This is a genomic window from Terriglobus sp. TAA 43, from assembly GCF_000800015.1.
In the GTDB taxonomy this organism is placed as follows: domain Bacteria; phylum Acidobacteriota; class Terriglobia; order Terriglobales; family Acidobacteriaceae; genus Terriglobus.
Map to the genome: position 1 here is coordinate 85,847 of NZ_JUGR01000003.1, position 19,566 is coordinate 105,412.

Sequence of the window (19,566 nt, forward strand, 5' to 3'; positions counted from 1 at the left end):
AGAGCGAGTGGTGGGGCTGGATATTTTCGTCGAGGGTTTATCAGAACCGCTGCCGAAATGTTGACAACCATTCCTCGTGGTCCACTTTCAAGCTCGTACGCCACGATGGGGCCAAGGATACGAATTCCCTTCTGTGCAGACCTCACCGAGCGGCCAAGGTTCTTCCATGTCCAGACGCCGGCGACGCGTGTCGCCGTGGGCATCTGCCGCGCAATCTCCAGGACGTTTCCGAAGGAATAGGCGTGAAACCGTCCCATGGCGGTGAGTTAGTGGGTCAAGGCACCGGAGTGTCCTGCTTTTAACTGCTCAATCAGAAGTTTGATGTTGGCGGCGATCAATTCCTGTTTGGTGAGGGGCTTCTTGCTGTCGATGGTGGCGAGGTTCTCGGTGTTGCGGCTCATGGTGTTCTGCTCAAGGTGCTCTGCTCCTTGCATTTGGCTTTTGCACTTCCGCGTAGAAACGCGGCATGCATATGCCGAACGCCCACGTGGCGAACGGCGGGGCGGCAAGGTGCAAGGGGAGGGGGCTCTCCCATCCTTGGAGCGGAAAGGACGAAGCGCAGCGAAGGTCTGCACAAGCCGAAGGCGCGGAAGACTGGGGATACCCTTGCGCCGCGCCAGGGCGGAGCCCTCAGCAAGGTTTGGTTACCGCATCCGTGCGTGCCAACGCACAACAACTCTTAGGGTGGGCGTTGCGGGAGGGAACGGCCCGCAGAGATTCTCTCTCGCTTGTCTAGACTTTTCTTTTCTCTTTAGGGGTGTCCAGAGGGGATATTTCTCTTTTCAGAGGGAGCGCAGCGAGATCATGAAAGCAGACGGATTGCTGATCCAGCCAAAGAACTTCACTGGCGGAATCCGATTCCGCTTGCCGATCACGGCTAAATGAGTGAGTTGGCGATTTCGCATCAATCCAACAGCGTCACTTCCGTGGACGGCGTTCCTCGTTCCCTATCAGCGCAGTCTAGGTGAAGGGACTTTTCGAGAGATACGTCTGACTACGTCGTTGGAGTTGAAATCTGTTACTTGCTTTAAAAGTGCAGCCGAAGTGCGATCTGTAATGATCGCGGACCTCCCGATTCATACAGTGATCCCGTGGAGCCAAAACTCTGATTCAACATCAAGGTCGCCTGACCAAACAGTGCATCCATAAGGGTTGGGTCGATATATCCGAATTGCGGATGATTGAAGACGTTGAATCCGTCTACCCTGAATTGAAGTTTGAGCTTTGTCCGCAACGAGAAGTCTCGACGTACCGACAAGCTCACCTGAGAAGCGCCGAAGCCTCGCAACTGATTGCGCGGAGCATTGCCTGCGGCGGTTCCGCTCGGTAGTGCAAAGGCGGGCGAGGTTACATTGGGCCCGCCATTGATGATTCTGCCGCCGGGATACTGTCCGCCGTAGAGGTAGAGCGAGCGTCTGGGTAGTAGGTCGACTCCACTGTAATAACGATTGCCAGTGGCTGAGTCAGAGAAGATGTTTCCTAGAGGTGTGATTGGAAAAGCGCTGCGAAGACTGAGTCTTCCGTCAATGGCCCATCCCGAGAACAAAGTGCTCCCTGGTCGTGCGTTCGGATGGAAGTGTGGATCCCATGTGATCGCTGCCTGGAGATTGTGACGGACGTCGAGGTCAGAGTTCCCTCGACTCAAGGGAAAGGCCGGGGCGGTCGAGCCGTAATCCAGAGTGTGCGACCATCCGTAGCTTGCAAGGACCTGCAGCCCCTTGCTGAGGCTTCGTTGGAACTTGATCTGCAAAGCCTGATAGCTGGACGTGACCTGACCCGGGAAGAAATAGATCTCACCCAACAACGGGTTCTGTCCCTGAACATTTCTAAGTTGCTTTTGGAGTAGCCTGCGACCGTCGGTTCCAACCCATGACACATCGATTGTTTGACTTCTTCCTAGCGACTTCTCAAGCGCGACGTTCCATTGGAGTGCATACGGTAGCTGGAGGTGATGAGGAAATGCGAAGACCGCTGCGGTCCCGTATGAAGGCGTTGAAAAATCTAGCTGCGCTGGAGTAATGGGAACCGGCACATTCGATAGATGTCTTGTCTCGGAAAAGCCCATCGCTGAGAACGATTCCACCGCAGCCTGATTCGGCGTTGCGAAGTAGACTCCCATTCCTCCCCGTAACAGCAATTCCTTTCCGGGCGTTACTATGGGTGACCAGACAGCGCCCGCATGCGGAGCGACGTTGAATTTCCCCGTGCGCCAAAGGGGCGTGCCTCTGCTGGCCAGGCTAAGCGTTGACGGAGCATTCACGTCCCCGAGCAATGTGTAGGCATCGTTGCCGTCGCTACCACGCGGAGGCGGTGCTATCTCCCATCGAAGGCCTGACGAGACGGTGAACGTTTTCGCGATCCGCCACTCGTCCTGAACGAACGCGGCGAACTGCTCGAAGACGGGCTTGGCTGTCCCGTTCCTTGTGATAGACATGGCAGACGACAGATTCCGCGTTAGGGCATTCGTGCTGAAGAAGTCCGCTTCAACACTGAGCGCAGGAGGCCGGATAGTGGAGACGACGCGTCGTTGATCGAAGCCAAAGCGTAGGAGGTGCCCGCCAACCTGGGCACTGATCGTGTCTCGCAGGTTCCATTGCTCGAGTCTGCCTGAAGCGTGGTCGGTCAGAATCTCCGATGGCCCCGCACCCGGTATCTGAATGAAGACGTCGGCACTTGAGCCGTCTGTCGATGATGGCAGCCCCATAAGAGTGTTGAGGCTATTGCCGTAGTGGAACGACGTGGAGTAGGAGAAGTTGTCGAGTGATGTCGCCAACGAAGCGTGGCTTGCAGCATAGCCTACCCGCAGATCATTGCTGGCTCGCGCTCCGAGTTGTGCATCGAACCCTGCAGTTAAGGTGCGCGTGTCGACATGCACGCGAGTCAGTGACGAGAGGCTACCGGCTTCACTGCTGCTCGGCGTTTCGCCATAGCGAAAGAACCCGTTAAAACGAAAGGACGACGCTTGATCAAAGCGGACGCTCGTCGCGTTGACGATGCCAGGATACGAGGTTGCACCGCCTGCGTACGGCGCCAATCCAGTCGAGTCTGTGGATGGATACTCAGTACCGTAATCGCCTTGCGGAAAGAGGTTAAGCACCGGCTGAAGATCTCCCGCGGCCTCTCCCTGCAATCTCAGGCGAGGTTCGAACTGTACTTGTGGTGCCGATGGTTGTTGAACGTTAAGGCCTTCATATGAAAGAAACAGGAATCCCTTGCTTGTTCCTCGATGCATACCGGGGACAGACACGGGCATGCCCAGAGTCCCCCCGAAATCATCCTGGTGATAGGTTGTACGTCTGTCCGCATGATTGAAGCGCGTGTACCAGTCGTTCGCGTCGAGCGCGTCTGTTCGCACGTAGTTGAAGAGGGTGCCGTGAGGGGTGCTGGTGCCGGACCGCGTGAGCAGAACAAGCTGGCCCGCTTGCGACCGTCCGTACTCACTCGAATACGTAGACGTCAACACCCGAAACTCTTGCAGAGCATCGACCGCGACGAGGCTTTGCGTCGTGCCTAACGCTGTGAGTCCAGCAACGCTGCCGTCACTCGCAAATTTCTGATGGCCAGCGAGTGTGCCCGTGCCAACATTTGCAGAGACACCGTCGACCGTATACCCGTTCGCATCCACCTGCTGGCCGTTCACACTGAAGGTTCCACGTCCTCCAAACGTCTGTCCCGTCACTTGCGGACTCTGCGTAAGAGTGCCGGGAGTCATGTCAATCAAGTCCTGAAAGCTTCGACCGTTTAAGGGCAGATTCCCCACGAACTCCTTGTCGACCACCGTGCCTACCGAGATGTCACCGCTATCAAGCGATGTGCCTGTTTGCTCGACATTCACGGTTTGGGAGACAGAGCCAACCCGCATGCGTATGAGCAGATTCTTCGTATCTCCTACGTGGAGCGTGATGCCGGTGACCTGCACCGCAGCAAAGCCTTCGCGGTCGATCTCCAACGTGTAGTCGCCCGGAATAATACCGGGCATCAGGAACGCTCCACTGCGGTTCGTCTTCGAGTCATTCTCCGTACCCGTCAGAAGATTGACTAGCTTCACGTCCGCATCGGCGATGCGAGCCGTCGTCACGTCAACAACTGTTCCCATCACACTCGCAGTACTGACCTGCGCAATGAGACGCATCGACAGCACGTTGATGCTTGCGAGCCAGAAAGGACAGATCAGGCAGGCTCTATAACTTCTCCCCCTAAACCACATCACGGATTACCAGGAGAAGGCAGAGAGCTGCCCCGATTGTTCTTTCCTGCATGAGGCGCTTGAGACATGGAAAGCTGCTGTGCAAAGTCCGCGGCTCTTGTCACTTCTTCCATGGGCACGGATGCTCTTGCGTGTGCCAACAAGTCCACGGCATTCTGACCGGAGGTTTGAGCGGCGTTGGACGTAAATGCAAGCCCGATTGTCCGATTTAGCTCTTGGGTCTTACGCAGCAGCTGGGAAACGGTATGTGCGAACATCATCGGATTGTCGATGGGGGCTGTGCCTGCGTCGATTAACAGCTCGGGCCCTTTGTTGTATGGAGCGATGGTAGCGAGTTGAGTCTCTAACGCACTCAATTGATCTTGTAGTTCGACAGCATGTGTTGCAGCCATCTCTGCCCACTGCTGCTGATAGATGGGCCCAGCGAGTCGAAGCTCGGTCATGGTGAAGTCTGTTTTCAACCGATCCAAGGCATACGCATGTTGCAAGGCACGCTGAGCATTCTCGAGCACGTCGCGCGAAAACTGGGATGCAGCCATCTTCTGATCGTCATTCGATCTGCCGGAGGTCGAGAAGTACCTCTTGATGAGGGCATCTGCAGGGGGCTCAGCGCCCGTTACACTATAGACGCTAACGGGAAGCGCCTTGCTCCTCGGGAGTGAAGACGCATTGGCATCGTACTGGCCTTGGGTGTTCAGATTCACAATCAGGAGTTGTTGCTCTGGCAGTGTCTTCAGCCTTGACACGATTTCTGCTCTTCGCGATTCGCTCGATAGAACTCCCGATACCAACAGTCGCCCATCTGGCGTTCTCAATATCTGCAACGGCTCTCCAATGTCGGCTTGCATCTTTGTCATCGCGTACAGCGTCTCGACCTGCAACTGAACCAACTTCGTCTCGGACGTTGTCGAACTTTGGCGCTCTGAAGCAGTTCGGCCTGGCACATCGGTTGATCCACCTTGACTCTTTTGCTCAGAGAACACATTATCCAGAACTTGCGACGACGGCTCAAACTCTTGCGTCAATAAGACGAATTTAGCGCTCCGGATCGGCGACGTACTGCCCAGATGCAACTCTTCTCGAACAACCTTGAAATGCTTATCGAGCACAAGGACACCCGAGTCGACATGCCCTTCCAGCTGCGGTCCAAAGGAGGCGCTGAGCGTATACCCGTCCGCATCGGTTGCAGCCTGTACGGTTTTACCCACCAGGCTGCGGAAGCTTTGCGGCGATACGTCACGCTTCCATAAATCATTCTCAAGAAGCTGGCGTGCCGCGTGGTCAACGATTGCACCTTCTGGAGCGGTCGATTCATCCGCGTGTCCGTCTCGACTGTTCCACGCCGACGCAAGAAGATGATGATGGGTGTCATAGAGACGTCGCATGGAGCGACCATTCTGTTGCCACACTTCAACAACACCCTTGAGTTGTTGACCGTTGGAGCTTGTTTCTTCCAGCACCAGGGTCTGATGCTTCGTAGCCTCCACCATCGCCATTGCTTCCGCCTGAACCGCTTGATCAAGCACTGCATTCCCGTCGACACGAGCAACGCCGACGTGATGGATGAGGTAGGCTCCCGTCGCGAGTACGAGAACAGTTGCAAGAATCCATGCGCCGACAGGCGATGGGAACAGGGTTGAGAGGAGTTCCTTGACCGACAGACGTCGCCCCAAGTTCTGTGTGGGCGTTATGGCCGGAGCATTGGCGCCTTCGCTCAACTCTAGATGGACGGGAAACGCATCAGGATCGAAGTAGATAGCTTCGCCGTGAATACCAAGTCCGTCGAATGTGATTTTAAGATTCAACCTTCGACGTTCACTGAGAGAGATGCTTTGCGACAGGGTTGACGGTCCGCTGGGTGGAGCGTCCCCAATGGAAATCAGCGCGAGTCGAACCTGCTGCTCGCTAAAGACCTCCACAAAGTCAGGCCGCTCGGAGTAGTCCAGTCGCGCAGCGAGTGTGCTTTCCGTCCCATGTACATCGTGGAACGCTAGGACGCGGCCATTCACGGCGATGAACAACGCTTGAGGCCGATGGTGGAAGATGCGCTCTTTGTGTCGGCGCATGATTTCGAAGGTATTGTCGTCTATGCGGGGCGCGGGTCCCTGCATGTTGAGTCCGCGGTCAAAGCCATCAAGCGTATCCCTGTCGATCAGAGTGGGGCGTTGGAAGTGACGATCGATGACATTCAAGCATCGTTCGCAACTGACCATGTGTGAAAGAAGATCGCAAGGAATCGGTGAAGACGGATCCTGCGAATAAAGATCTAATAACGCGGCTTCCGGTAGGCACTCTCCTTTTCTCGCTTCAGCAATCATTGCGCGAAGCTCGGCGAAGAACTCCATCACGGCCACTGAGACAACAGACTCAGGCGGTATCGGCTTACTGCTTTGATCGATGGAATGGACTTTGTCGATGGCAGAAAGATGCGCTCCTAGCTCGGTCCGAGCACTCTTCAGCTTGTTGTAGATGGCGGCGACGGGAAGGATCGCAAGTTCCCCGATCTCGCGGGGGAAATATCCAAGAAAGAAGTGGAGGATGAAATAGCTGAAACTCTTCGATGCGTCCTTTCGCCAGACAGCGTAGGAACAAATCGCGCGAAGTTCGTTCTGGATGGCCAGCGATCCATTCCGATCATTTCCTAGGAGCGCGAACTGTACTGAGTCGAAATCGGCGACACTCACGAACCGCAGCGTCTCGCGAGAGGCCTGATCCAGGCGAGACAGATACACGTGGCGGAGTGAGGTGTAGAGGTAGCCCTCAAGATTGGCAACAGTGTCGAAGTCTACGTTCGTCAACATGAGGTAGACGCACAAGTCGTGGACGACTTCCCGAGCCAAACCTGCATCGCCTCGAGTCAGCAGAACGCCCCAGCGAAGCAGTCGATCGTAATGGCGTTCGAGGAACTCGTCCGGCTTTCGGAGAGAACCGAACGCGCTCCATGTTGTTTTCTTTGGGACCATCAAGCGTAATGAGGGATTGCCGGTTTCGAATCTACCCTTCAACCCCATAATTATTTTCTCACTGGGCAAGCATCGCGACGAATTGCGTCATTCGTGCCGTTCCAAGGTAGTTTCGGTAACGCATGCGGCTCTATCGCTACAACATGCTGCAGCCTCTGCCTGATCCGCACAACGCTCCTGCCCGCCTATCTACTTACGTTCACTTCCACCAACACCGACACGCCAGCAAAGCCGACATTGCGCGTACACACCCGGCCCTGTTAAGTGGGAGTTGTCTTCTTGTTGCCTGCGTGACCATCTTTGCGGCCAACACGCTGCATTGGCCGCTATCGGGCGATGCAGCGCTTATGCGCTACATCAGCTTCCTGATGGACCACGGGCGCGTACCGTATCGCCAAATCGACGACATGAACCTGCCCGGCTCATATTTGGTGGATTATGCCGTCCTTCATCTGCTTGGTAGCAGCTCCCTGGTATGGCGCATCTTCGACCTCGGCCTGACGGCGGTCGCCGCAGTTGCAATGATGTCGATAGCACGACCCTATGGGTGGTTTTCGGGGTTATCAGCCGCGGCGTTGCTGACACTCATTCACGGTCAAGACGGCATCTTCGAACTCGGCCAGCGCGATCTTGTTGTGGCAGTCCTTGTATTGCTCGCGTACGCAACGTTCTTTCAGGCAACCAGAAAGGAGTCACCGCGGTGGATGCTCGCCTTTGGCATAAGTGCAAGCCTTGCTACGACGATCAAGCCCATCTTCATCTTCTTTGGCGTCGCCTTGCTTCTCGTGATGGTGGCCGAGAAGACAAAGAGACAGCAGACAGTCTCCTCATTCGCCTACTACGGTATCGTCGGTCTACTGCTACCGCTTGCGGCTACGGCTACCTTCCTCTCGGCGATGCATGCATCCACGGACTTCATCTCCGTCATGACGGGCCTGCTGCCATTCCACACGGGGTTAGCGCGGAAGCCCTTAGGCTTTCTACTCTTGCATTCTTTCTCACCTCTCCTGCCACTCGTCCTGTTGTGGATTCCCTGCCTCCGCACGCAATGGAGGCGATGGGGCACGTTTGAGGGAAAAGCCATGCTGATTGGCCTGACGTTTGGACTTGTCTCATACATTGCACAAGGAAAGGGATTCTCTTATCACCGCTATCCGTTTCTCGCCATGCTCCTGATGATCATGAGCATCGATTGCTATCGCAGCACACAGGAGAGCGGCTGGGCGCGGCCTATTGGTTGGGTGGGGATTGCGTTCGGCGCACTTATCCTGGCACCGCTCTGCACCATCAAAGCAAGTCGGTACGACTGGCATAACAACGAATTCTCCGAGATGCTGCAGAGTGATCTGCTGCGTTTGAGCGGTGGAAGTGTATCGGGCCATGTGCAATGCATCGACACAATCGGCGGATGCTTCTCCGTTCTCTACGACTTGAGAGCCTTGCAACGCGATCGATTTATCTACGACGAGTTCCTATTCAACGCGACAGAGAATCAGGCTGTTCTGAGAGCGCGGGAGTCGTTCTTCGAGGAACTTCGGCGAAAGCCACCACAGTTACTTGTGGTCACAGACGATCTGTTCCCTTCAGGTCCGAACAACTTCCAGAAGGTAAAGCAGTGGCCTAAGTTCGCAAGCTATCTGAAAGCAAACTACTTTCAATGTGCCCAAGGCCGACCACCACACACGATCAAGTGGTGGAGTCGTGAGCAACAGCCGAGTACGTATCAAATCCTTTGCTATCGACCCGGGATATGAAGCTCTTGTTCCACCGGATCGAGCGAAACATACCCGCTGGCTGATTAGAAAGATCGCGGTGTTCCCGCGCTTATTGATGGACTGAGAGCGGCAAGGAGTAGCTCGTAAGAGATAACGACAAACTCAGTTCATTGGGCTTCAGAAAACGCGTCCGACAGCTCGACTTATTGGAACCGACGTAATACCTACCAGCAAGCGCATGACCTACGATTTCGCCATCTTGTCCCTTTAGTACAACGGGCCCTCGTGAGACCTCTCGACCGTCTTCACCGTGTAACCCACCGGGACTCGAAACAGCGCCGCATTCGGTTCCTTGCGAACCACCTCTGCCAGGTCCACTGTTCGCAGCGCTGCGGGTGGATCCTGCCACTGCTCCATCATGACCAGCTTGAGGTCATCGGATATCCACGCAGTGTGTATCTTGGTGATCGGACGGTCGTTGCCACTACGCCCTGCGGGCACTATCGTTGTCACTTTCACCACCCGTAGCGGAATGTTGTCTAGCACCTGAAGCGGATCTTCAGACACGGTGCTGACCGGCTGCGGTCTCGTGCCGTCGCCCACCGATTGACGCATCAGCTTTGCCGCAGAACGCTGTGCCTCAACCGACTCCGGTGTCTTCGCCTCCCATTTCGTGACCTTGGCCACCTGGGGTTCGCCTGCACCCTGTCGCCACGTCGTCATCGTGCCAGCGACCGGATCCATCACATAAATCTCTACCTTTTGCTCGTGGTCCGGCGCGCAACCGCACGGCTGCTCGACGCGTACACGTCCTTCGGAGTCGCGATAGATCGCATGATGACCGAAGTGCTCGATGTTTGTTCCATCCTGGAGAGTTTTGCCCGTCTTGGCGACCTGCTGCGCAGAGAAAGGCTGCCCCTGTACCACGAAAGCCGTCAGCGAGTGGTTTAAGGCCGCCATTCGATAGGTGCGAATATGGTTCGGGATCGCCCTGCACTTGCTGCTGTGCCTCTATGCTCATGGCAATAGCCATGCACACTGCTGTCGCTCCTGCCCGCCAAATACGCATACGTCCATCATCCTCCGGTACAGAACGAGTCAGCAAATCAGTTAGCGGCCTCTCGCTCTGACATGGTTTCCAGATTGACTGGGGTATTGCGCACCGTGCTTTAATTGGTTGCCCACGCAAGAGGGCCCGGACCGGGCTAGAGACAGAAAGAGGGGAGATGCGCGTACTTAGCATTGGCGAGATCCTGTGGGATCATTGCGGCACTCAGAGAACCCTCGGCGGCGCTCCCCTCAATTTCTCCGCACACATGTCTCGCCTCGGAAACGAAGTCGCGATCTTAAGCGCAGTCGGCAGGGACGACTCGGGCGACGAAGCTGTTCAGAACATCAAGAATCTTGGAGTGGACCTACGTTTTCTGCAAACCAGTTCGGAAGCGGCCACGGGGAGTACCTCCGTTGTGCTAAGCCCGAACGGTGAGCCGACCTCGAGAATCAACCGTCCTGCTGCCTACGATTTCGTGAAGGTCGACACTTTCGCGATGCAGGAAATCGGTGAATACAGACCAGACTGGCTTTACATCGGAACTCTCTTCCACCTGCAACCGGAATTTGCTCTTCGAACAGTCCATTTGCGCAGGAGCATGCCACATCTCCGTGTTTTCTATGACATCAATCTGAGGCCCGACAATTGGAGCCTTCCGTTGGTAAAGTGCTTATCAAGCCACGCGAACATCGTGAAACTCAATGAATCGGAAGCTCATACACTCGCGGAAGCCAGCGGTTTCCGAAACTTTGATGCGAGTCCGGAAGGGTTCTGTCATCAGTGGTTGCGGATATTCGATCTGGAATGTGTCTGCTTGACGCTCGGTGCAGCTGGATGCCTCCTCGTCACAACCAAGGAGGTTCTGACCATACCCTGCGCTCACATTCAGGTGTTGGATCCGTTAGGTGCGGGCGATGCATTCAGCGCGGGCTTTGTTCATGCTTGGCATCACGGTTTGAGCATGGAACATTCAGGACGCGTTGCCAACTACATGGGTGGCCTCGTTGCAAGAAAAATCGGTGCGATACCTGAGTGGTCGGAGCAGGAACGCGAACTGCTGCAAGAACAGTTCGCATTGCAGCAGAATCGCGATGGAATTCCAGCTAGTTGAGACGGAACGCATAGAGAGTGTCGGTCGCAGCCGCGATCACATACTGTTTCCCATCCAGCAGGAACGTCTGGACCGGTCCGGAGACATCTCCTAAATGGACATGCCATAACGGATTTCCGTTGGCAGGATCATAGGCTACAAGATTGCCTTGAGGATCACCTGCAAAGAGCAAACCACCTGCTGTATTCAGAAGGGCGTGACCGACATTCGTTCCACCCCAACTCGGAGCCTCCGGATACTTGTGCCGCCACGCAATCTTTCCGGTCTTGTAATCCATCGCGGTGAGGTAACTTCCAATGAGGCCGACACCGAGTTCATCTTTTCCTCCCAATCCCATGGCACCTCGGGGATCTGTCTCTGTCAGGTAATACATGGAATATGCATCCTCAGTCGTGACGTAAAAGAGCCCTGTCTGCGGATTGAAGGATGGCGGCATCCAGTTCGTTGCCCCCGCGTTCACGGGCGAGACAAGCGAGCCCGCAATATCGAAGTCCTTCTTCGGATCACGAATTGGCCTACCCTTTGTGTCCAAACCGGTAGCCCAGTTAGCTATGGGTGAGAACTTGCTCGTGAGCAGATGTTCGCCTGACAAACGATCCAGAACATAGAAGTAGCCATTGCGTGTAGCCTGTAAAACCAGCTTGCGCGGCCTTCCTCCAAACGGAGCGTCCACAAGGACCGGTGTCTGTGTCGAATCCCAATCATGCGTGTCATGAGGCGACGTCTGGTAATGCCAGACCAGCTTCCCCGTATCCACGTTGATGGCGACAAGAGAGCATGTGTATAGGTTGTCGCCTTCGCCGCGGCTCTGTGAAGTATAGGCAGGTGTGGGATTGCCAGTGCCGAGAATGTAGAGATGCGTTTCAGGATCATAAGAACCTGGAATCCACATCGGACCGCCGCCATATTTCGCAGCACGCAAGTTCGCCCAAGTTTTCAAGGCTGGATCGTCCTCGGTCTGTGGCGTGGCGTACCACTTCCATTGGACGTCTCCCGTTTCGGGATCAAAGGACGTGAGTGCCTCTGGCGCATCAAGATCGTTTCCAGTACCGACCAAGAGATGGTCTCCGATAAGGATGGGGGCGCCCGTAGAAAAGTACTGTTCGTTGAAGGGAGCAATCACCTTATGCCACTTTTCTGTTCCATTCTTGGCGCTGATTGCAACGAGGTAATCATCCGGCGTCTCGAGGAAGAGCGTGTCCTTGTAGAGTGCAAGTCCGCGATTCCCGGTATGTGTGCCTCCGCGTGTCTTCCAAACAAAGTGCCACAAGATGTTGCCATCGCGTGCATCCATCGCCCAAGCATTATCAGGAGTCGAGAGATAGATGGTGTCGTTCCAGACGATGGCAGAGCAGACAATACGGCTGGAACGCGAAGTCGCGCCGCTCTCGTTCAAGTCTCCCTTCCCTTCACCGGCAATGATGGTTGGTGCGGGCGCAGGGCCCGCGAAGAAACTTGCACGTCCACCGGAAGTGGGAAGCCCTGAGTTAATGCGCGATGTCCACGCCAGCGAAAGGTTCTTTACATTCGCTGCCGTGATCTGTTTTAGCTGGCTGTATCGCTGCCCCGTGTAATCACCGGAATAGGTTGGCCAGGTTGCGTTGAGGCGACCCAATAGATCGCTTGGCGCGAGTGATTGAGCGGGCAAGCGAGGAGAGACTCCCGCGAAAAGAACCAGGGAAAAGCGCAGCGCTCGTAGCATCTTCATCGGAGTGTGACCAGGTACGCGGTGAGGTCGTGAATCGACTTGTCTGTGTAAGAAGACAGCAGGTCAAGATGCCCCTTCAACGGATCATGCACGACAACCTTCGGATCATCGGTCGCACGGGTAAAACTGCGGATGGTTCCGTTATCTGTCTTCAGACGAACGATGAAGTCATCGATACGCAGCAAATCACCCTTCACAATCATTCCAGCCTTCGTCACGGTTACTGTCTTCTGTGGCGTTTTGACCGAGGGATCGCCGCCCCGCATACCCGGCATCATCCAAGTCTGTTGCAAGGTGCGTGGGTCTGTCGTTCTTGCTCCAATGCCCTTTAGGTCCCCTGTGACCGAATGGCACGATGAGCATTTGGACTGAAACTGTTTCTCGCCCTCGATGCGATCTCCCACCGGAATGATGAGTGCTGCCTCGCGACGCTGATTCCCGCTGACTGGAATGCTGTGCAGAAATCCGGCGATTTGCTTGATCTGCTGTGCCGTCAGATCAAAGGAAGGCATACCCTGCTGAGGACGGCCATGAAGGACAACTTCGCCGATCTTCTCTCCGTCCTCATCGTTCAAGACAACGCTCGATCGAAGTAGATTGGGGCCGCTCTCTCCGCCCCGTGCATCCGAACCATGACAGAACGCACAACGAACGCTGAAAAGATTCTTGCCTTGCTCCGCCAATCCGGAATCGACGGCTTTGCGAGCATAAGGATTCGGTCGAGACAATGGCGCAGCCTGTCCCTGTTGCGCCTGCACGGGCAAGGCAAGTAGAAGACTGCACGCCGCGAAGGACATGCTTGCTCCAACAGCTCTTGGCCAATGAAATTCCAGAATGTTCACAGCGCCTCCCTATGCTTCCGCAGTAAAGGTTGGCTGTTGATTCAGAACCACAGCAGTTTCGTGACTCATCTCGCGGATGGTATCGGTAATGCTTTCGCGCCCGATGCCACTCTGCTTAAAGCCGCCGAAAGGAACGTTGCCGGGACGGAAAGACCCTGGTCCGTTCACGACCACGCCTCCCACTTCGAGCCTGTTCGCCACCGTAAGCGCGTTGTGAATGTTTTCCGAAAAGACGCTTGCCTGTAAACCATAGGGCGACTCATTCACTACACGAATCGCCTCACCCACGCTCTGAAATGGGACGATGGGAGCAACTGGACCGAAGACCTCATCAAGGAGGCAAGGCATCGCACTATCGACTTCAACCAGAACTGTGGGCTCATAGAAGTTGTCACCCACGCGGTGTCCACCAATAAGGCATTTCGCACCGAGCTCAATCGACTTTTGAACTTCCAAATGCACCCGTTCGGCAGCTTGCGGTGTGATCAGCGGACCAAGATCTGTCTGCTCGGACGAGGGGTCCCCCATCTTGATGGCCTTCGCCTTTTCGACCACTGCGTCCACGAACGGCTTCATGATCTTCTGATCGACCAGAACACGTTTCACTGCGCAGCAGATCTGCCCTGCACCATTGGTCAATCTTCCTTGAATGACGGCAGCAGCCGCAGCATCAATGTTCGCGTCTTCCAGAACAACCATTGCATCAACGCCACCAAGTTCAAAGGCTGTTCGCTTCAAGGAATTTGCAGCCAGCTTGGCGATCCCCTTTGCTGCCGCGACACCGCCTGTAAACGAAATCATTGCCACCTCAGGATGGGTAATGAGCCGGTCTCCGAGATCGCGTGGATGCCCGGTGAGCATTTGAATGCCCTCGGGAGGAAGCCCCGACTCAAGCAAAATTCGTCCTAGCTGCAACACGGTAAGCGGACACTGTTCTGGCAACTTAACGATTACAGAATTGCCTGCTGCGAGGGCGCCCGGCACCTTGTGTGCAAACAACTCCGCAGGATAATTGAACGGAACAATACCGACGACTAACCCCATGGGTTGCCGGATGGTATAGGCGATCATATGTTCCAGTCCCTCAACCGCATCCATCGGGATCGTCTGTCCGCGCATGCGTTTCGCTTCTTCTGAGAAGTCAAGGAACAATCGCTGTGTCGCGGTCATCTCGCCGCGACATTGCCGAATGGTCTTGCCATTCTCTGAGCACAGCAATTGACTCAAGCTCTCATGCTCCGCCGCGATCCTATCCGCAGCGCGCCGAAGAATGTCACTCCGACGGTGCGCAGGAAGCCTGCGCATGATCTCGCGGCCGCGTACAGCCACTTCGAGCGCAATCTCCACATCGTCCTGATTTGCTTGTGGCACCGTGTCCACCAGTTTGCCCGTTGCTGGATTCAAGATCTGCATCGTGCCACCGTTCAACGAATCCACAAACTTTCCATTGATGAGCATTTGCATGGTGGGGGTCTCCATTCCTCTTACTGGCAGTTGCCAGAGTTACGCTTGATAGGGGTGCTTGATGGCGTCTTTGCAGTACTGCAGACAGCTTGCAAGTTCAATCGCAGGTCCCGCAGGGCCGACGTATTCAATGCAGGCTGGAAAGGTCCATCTTTCTTTCTTCAGAAGTTGGAAGACCGCAACCAGCGGTGTCTGCCCATCGCCGAAGGGAACGGACTCACCCTCGTGACTCAAGCGATCTTTAATGTGGATATTGGTAATGCGTTCATGATGCTGCTTAAGGTATTCGACCGGATCGTGGCCACTCGCGAAGAAGTGCCCAACGTCGAGGTTCACCCAGAACTTGTCCGATAGAGCCATGGCCTCAGCGAACTCCTTGGGGCCGATGGTGTGATTGTGCAAGGCAACAATCACATCGTGTTTTTCCGCATAGGGTTTCAGACGCGGGAAGATCTCAACAGGAGATGACGCCGTGATGATGCGTGTCCCCAGAGCCTTCGTCATCAGAAATCCTTTTTCGATCTCTTCATCGCTGAAGCTGTTATCAAAGCTCAGGTTGTACGAGAAGAAGTTGAGGCCGCCATTGCGGAACATCTTCGCGACCTGTTCATACTTGTCCAAGCCGACTTCAAGGCGCCAGCGACGGAGCGCTTCGCGCTTGGCAGGGTCTGGGGGAGGAAAACTGGGACGGCTTCCCGCGGGTCTGGGTGGACGAGGAACCCACGGGCCCGGACGGCCGGTGCCCGGGAGGGCAACGGGCCCACCAAGGAAGTTTTCGACATGCTCCGACATGGTGTCGATCGTGGAAAGCCCCACCGCACGCATCGTGGTAATGATGTCTGGCAAGCCCATTCCGCTGAAGGTAAAACTTGCAGACTGTACTCCCATCAGCACGCCATCAATCGTTGAGTCGATGGGCTTGACTGCCTGTTGTGCAAACGCGGGCGCAAACTTCGCATATGCCAACGCAGATAAGGCGGTTGTTGCAAATGTCCGGCGGGTGATCATCGATTCTGACCTCGTAAGAAGAACGCGCTAAGCGGAAAGGTGAAGAAGGTCAGTGAACATGGTGGTCTGGTGGTAAGAACCAAGCTCCGGACCATCCACGGCCCCTTTGAGATAAGCGCGATCGCCGAGAGCCTCGCGTGGCTTTCCCGGGATGACACCTTCAAACCATCCACCGTATTCGTGATCGAGAAAGTTCTTCTTCACGAAATCAAGAGCCTGATGATGGATCGACCACAGGTCGCTGCGGCCGTGGAGTGTGGCATATCGAGCCGTTGCTTTGATGGTTTCGCACTGCGTCCACCAGATCATGTAGTCGCGCGCAGGTCCGCTACCGTCTGCATTCGCAATCATCCATGTACCACCCGTAGGTTTATGGAAGCCCATCTTCAAGCCAAGATCGACACTCCGTGATCCGAGCTCGATAAACTTCTTGTCCGCGCCGAGTTCGACTGCTCGACTAAAGAGCGAACCCCATTCAAAAAGATGACCGACGTTATACGTTTTGGGGTCAGGCGCTTTCCAGTGATCGTCGTATCCCTCGGGAAGATAGCCTCGCGAGTAGTCATACATTTTCTCGAATGCCGCCATCTCGGTCTGAATTTCGGACCATACTTCCTTCGACTTGGTCGTTTCGTAGAGTGCCAGCAATGCCTCGAACATATGCACGTTCAGACCATGTCGACGCATCATCGCGCCAGGTGCTGGTCCCTGTCCTGCGGGACGCACCGCGCCAGACGGATTTCCAATTGTCATCGGTGCGGTGCCACTGAAATCACGTTTCATACTGTTGTAGAAAAACTGGCCATCGCGCATCTTCGTGCTGACCTCGTGCCACGATTGCAGAGCAGCATCGGCATATTCTTTTTTGCCAGTCACTCGAGCCGCGTGCGCAAGCGGAAAAATTGTGAAGCTTGTGTAACCGGTCTTCGTATCGTCGATAACTTTAAGATCCGGGGTTGTCCGGTTGAAGTAGCCACCGTATTGCGGGTCACGCATCTTGATCAGGAAATCCGCGCATTTCGTCACCGCATCGAGGTATCGCCGGTCTTTCGAGTGTTCATACCCAGCAACCATGCAGTAGAGCTGTCGTCCCTGCCCATTCAGACTTGCCTCGCGTTGCGTTCCAAATGGCTTCCATTCGCGATCGAGGTTTTCCTGGATGAATCCGTTGGGCATAACAGAAGCAGTGAGCCAGTGATCCAGCAAGTCCGGCAGCATGGCCTTTTTCACCCACGCACGATCGATGTTCTTGGCCGCGCTGCTTGCCGCTCCTGAGTTACCACGACTCTGTCCCTGCTCTCCCCACCCCTCCACGGACAAGAGAGCCAGGGTTCCCAGCCCGAGCCTTCCAAAGTGCCTTCTGTTCATCATGTCGCTCTCCCTACGAAATGCTTTCCATACGGTTTCCGCTACTACGATCAAGTAGCAGCAGCATAACTTAACCAGTCGTCCTATGACTATAGGTTTACAGGTGAATTTTCATAAACTACGGGTTCTTCCTATTCTGTTGTTTTCACCAATCGATTCCGAAACAGCACAAGAATGACAACCACTGCGGCTGACATAGCGGGTAACAACATCAGTCCTCGCTTGAGTCCGGAAGGATCAGTTCCTGCCAGCCAACCGATCAGGGGTGAACTGACGACCAGACCACTGAAGCCACACGTGATCGCGAAACCGATCGCCGTTGCCGAACGTTGTTGAAACAGCTTTCCCACAATTGCAATGGTCGTTGGAAATATCGGTGCCATAACCAGTCCCGTGAAGAAGACCAGAGGCGCGCCGCCTGCTGCAGCAGGAAATCTCAGAACGGCAAAGAGTGAAAGACACATGAGACTGCAGCAGACGAGGTTGACATAGTACGTCGAGGCCTTCGTTAGAAGCTTTGTGGCAAGAAGGCGTCCGATGAGAAGGCCCGAAGCGAACCCTAACGAGAGGATATTGAGGGCCTTTGCATTGGGAAGTCCCGTCGCAATCAGAAATTTTGGGAGCCAGTTCCAGATGCCGAACTCACACGCCGTGTAGAGAAAGGTAATGGAGGCCAGCACATACAGGACACCAGAATGGAAAATACTGACAGTCTCTGCTCTGCCCCGTCTGAGCTCTGGCCTGTTTTTGGGAAATGGGGTCAACAGAGTGAGAACAAGTGCTATTGCGACGATTCCGATTCCACAATAGGCGCTCTTCACGGCATCGGAGCCGAGAAGATTGCCAGCGACAAAAGGAGTCGCGAAGCCGCCCAGACCCACAAACACATTGAGAAAAGTGATTGTGGCAGCGCGCCGATCATCGGGGACATCACTCGCGATCGCATTTGATCCTACGATGACGAGACTTCCACCGCATCCGAGGATCACCATGGCGATGACACTAAGAAGTAGGCTGGTGGGATGAGACAGCATGGTGAGACCGACCAGGCTGGCTAGAAGGCCGACCACGACACCAGCCATCTTCCCTTTGCTGTCCATGAATGCGCCAGCCACGACCGACGTCCCAGCCAAACCCAAGCCTTGGGCCAAGGCCAAATAACCAATCTGCGTGTTGGTCAGGGAGAGCGTCGCTCCCAGACTTGGAACAATGGTCCCCAGCAGGGATGCCATCATTCCATAGATAAAGATCACAACACACGCGACAAGAATAAGCACTATGGCAACTCCGTAGGAATGATGACTTCTAGCGAATCAGATGAACTTCAAACTCGGTGCAATCTCCGCGGTGTTTCGCGACAAAGTACTCCAAGACAGTGCCGTCATCCAGGTATCCGACACTGGACAAAAGCAATGCTGGGCTTTGCGGTTTCACTTTCAACATGTTGGCTTCGCGAGCGTTCAGCGCTACTGCCCGGATGGTTCGCACGCCCTTGGCAATCACGAGCCCGAGCTTCTGCTCCATTACCCGGTACAGCGATTTGTCAGAAAAGTTCTCAGAGAGCAGCGATGCGCAGCGATCATGATTCAGATACGTCTTCACAAAGACTTCCGGCTGTTCGCCCAGATAACGAAGTCGCGTGAGCAGAATGACCTTTGCGCCCTCCGCAATCCCTAGCTTCGTAGCGATGTTGGCATCGGCGGCGATGACTTTAAATTCCAGTACTTTTGTACGAGGGCGCTGTCCCTCCCGCTCCGCTTCCTCATGAAAGCCTCTCAGGCTCTGCATCAAGGCACCACGGTATTCAGGATGGGCGATCGTCGTTTTCTTGCCATTGCGTTTCCTGAGTAGACCTCGATGCTCCAGATCTGCGAATGCCTGACGCACTACAGTACGGCTCAGGCTGAAGTGGTCACAGAATGCCTGCTCACTTGGAAGACTCTGTCCGGGAACCCACGCCTGGGTTTGGATCTTCTCTTCCACCAATTTGATCAACTGGAAATAGAGGGGTATGGGGCTTGCTTCGACAATTGTTCCCAAATCCTGTAGTCCGACGGTAATAGACGACGACTTACTCATGCTTAGTTTCATCACGAATATCCAGCCGCGATGCCTCTCTTGCATTCTGA

At 55.0% G+C, this 19,566-nt stretch carries 12 protein-coding genes and 1 pseudogene; 2 read left to right on the top strand and 11 right to left on the bottom strand.

Features of this window, described 5'->3' with window-relative positions; translation table 11 throughout:
• Window positions 1–101: 101 nt before the first annotated feature.
• The 3 genes and pseudogenes from M504_RS21905 to M504_RS18170 form a co-directional block, all read right to left on the bottom strand.
• A pseudogene (locus tag M504_RS21905) lies at window positions 102–401 on the bottom strand (ArdC family protein); the annotation flags it as partial.
• Between the two features lie 626 nt (window positions 402–1,027).
• Window positions 1,028–4,132 carry a carboxypeptidase regulatory-like domain-containing protein gene (locus tag M504_RS18165; RefSeq protein ID WP_052201029.1) on the bottom strand — a complete coding sequence of 1,035 codons (3,105 nt, stop codon included), beginning with the start codon at window positions 4,130–4,132 and terminating at the stop codon, window positions 1,028–1,030.
• A gap of 74 nt (window positions 4,133–4,206) precedes the next feature.
• Window positions 4,207–7,218: an RNA polymerase sigma factor gene (locus M504_RS18170; protein WP_047497020.1), complete on the bottom strand. Its 3,012-nt coding sequence runs from the start codon at window positions 7,216–7,218 to the stop codon at window positions 4,207–4,209.
• Between the two features lie 74 nt (window positions 7,219–7,292).
• Between M504_RS18170 and M504_RS18175 the strand changes: the two genes are divergently transcribed.
• A complete protein-coding gene (locus tag M504_RS18175) occupies window positions 7,293–8,924 on the top strand; it encodes a glycosyltransferase family 39 protein (RefSeq protein WP_084214526.1) in 1,632 nt (543 codons plus the stop codon).
• A gap of 228 nt (window positions 8,925–9,152) precedes the next feature.
• Here the strand turns inward: M504_RS18175 and M504_RS18180 are convergent, their stop codons facing one another.
• A complete protein-coding gene (locus M504_RS18180) occupies window positions 9,153–9,845 on the bottom strand; it encodes a hypothetical protein (RefSeq protein WP_047497024.1) in 693 nt (230 codons plus the stop codon).
• 266 nt (window positions 9,846–10,111) lie between these two features.
• On the opposite strand from M504_RS18180, the gene M504_RS18185 reads away from it, so the two are divergent.
• The gene (locus M504_RS18185) at window positions 10,112–11,047 is read left to right on the top strand and encodes a carbohydrate kinase family protein (protein ID WP_047497026.1); all 936 of its coding nucleotides are present in this window, start codon (window positions 10,112–10,114) and stop codon (window positions 11,045–11,047) included.
• On the opposite strand, the gene M504_RS18190 is transcribed toward M504_RS18185, so the two are convergent.
• The 7 genes from M504_RS18190 to M504_RS18220 form a co-directional block, all read right to left on the bottom strand.
• Window positions 11,040–12,695, bottom strand: a complete 1,656-nt coding sequence (locus M504_RS18190; RefSeq protein WP_232296355.1) for an acido-empty-quinoprotein group A — start codon at window positions 12,693–12,695, stop codon at window positions 11,040–11,042. The two genes, M504_RS18185 and M504_RS18190, sit on opposite strands and share 8 nt — an antisense overlap.
• Window positions 12,696–12,751: 56 nt before the next feature.
• Window positions 12,752–13,552: a c-type cytochrome gene (locus M504_RS18195; RefSeq protein WP_047497029.1), complete on the bottom strand. Its 801-nt coding sequence runs from the start codon at window positions 13,550–13,552 to the stop codon at window positions 12,752–12,754.
• Window positions 13,553–13,606: 54 nt separating this feature from the next.
• Entirely contained in the window at window positions 13,607–15,061 is a 1,455-nt protein-coding gene (locus tag M504_RS18200; protein WP_047497032.1) for an aldehyde dehydrogenase family protein, read from the bottom strand.
• Window positions 15,062–15,100: 39 nt separating this feature from the next.
• Window positions 15,101–16,069: a sugar phosphate isomerase/epimerase gene (locus tag M504_RS18205; protein WP_047497034.1), complete on the bottom strand. Its 969-nt coding sequence runs from the start codon at window positions 16,067–16,069 to the stop codon at window positions 15,101–15,103.
• Between the two features lie 27 nt (window positions 16,070–16,096).
• Window positions 16,097–17,440, bottom strand: coding sequence for an AGE family epimerase/isomerase (locus tag M504_RS18210; RefSeq protein WP_084214528.1), 1,344 nt, complete (start codon window positions 17,438–17,440; stop codon window positions 16,097–16,099).
• Window positions 17,441–17,568: 128 nt separating this feature from the next.
• The gene (locus tag M504_RS18215; RefSeq protein WP_047497038.1) at window positions 17,569–18,714 is read right to left on the bottom strand and encodes a sugar MFS transporter; all 1,146 of its coding nucleotides are present in this window, start codon (window positions 18,712–18,714) and stop codon (window positions 17,569–17,571) included.
• 28 nt (window positions 18,715–18,742) lie between these two features.
• A complete protein-coding gene (locus tag M504_RS18220) occupies window positions 18,743–19,516 on the bottom strand; it encodes a GntR family transcriptional regulator (protein ID WP_232296356.1) in 774 nt (257 codons plus the stop codon).
• Between the last annotated feature and the right edge of the window lie 50 nt (window positions 19,517–19,566).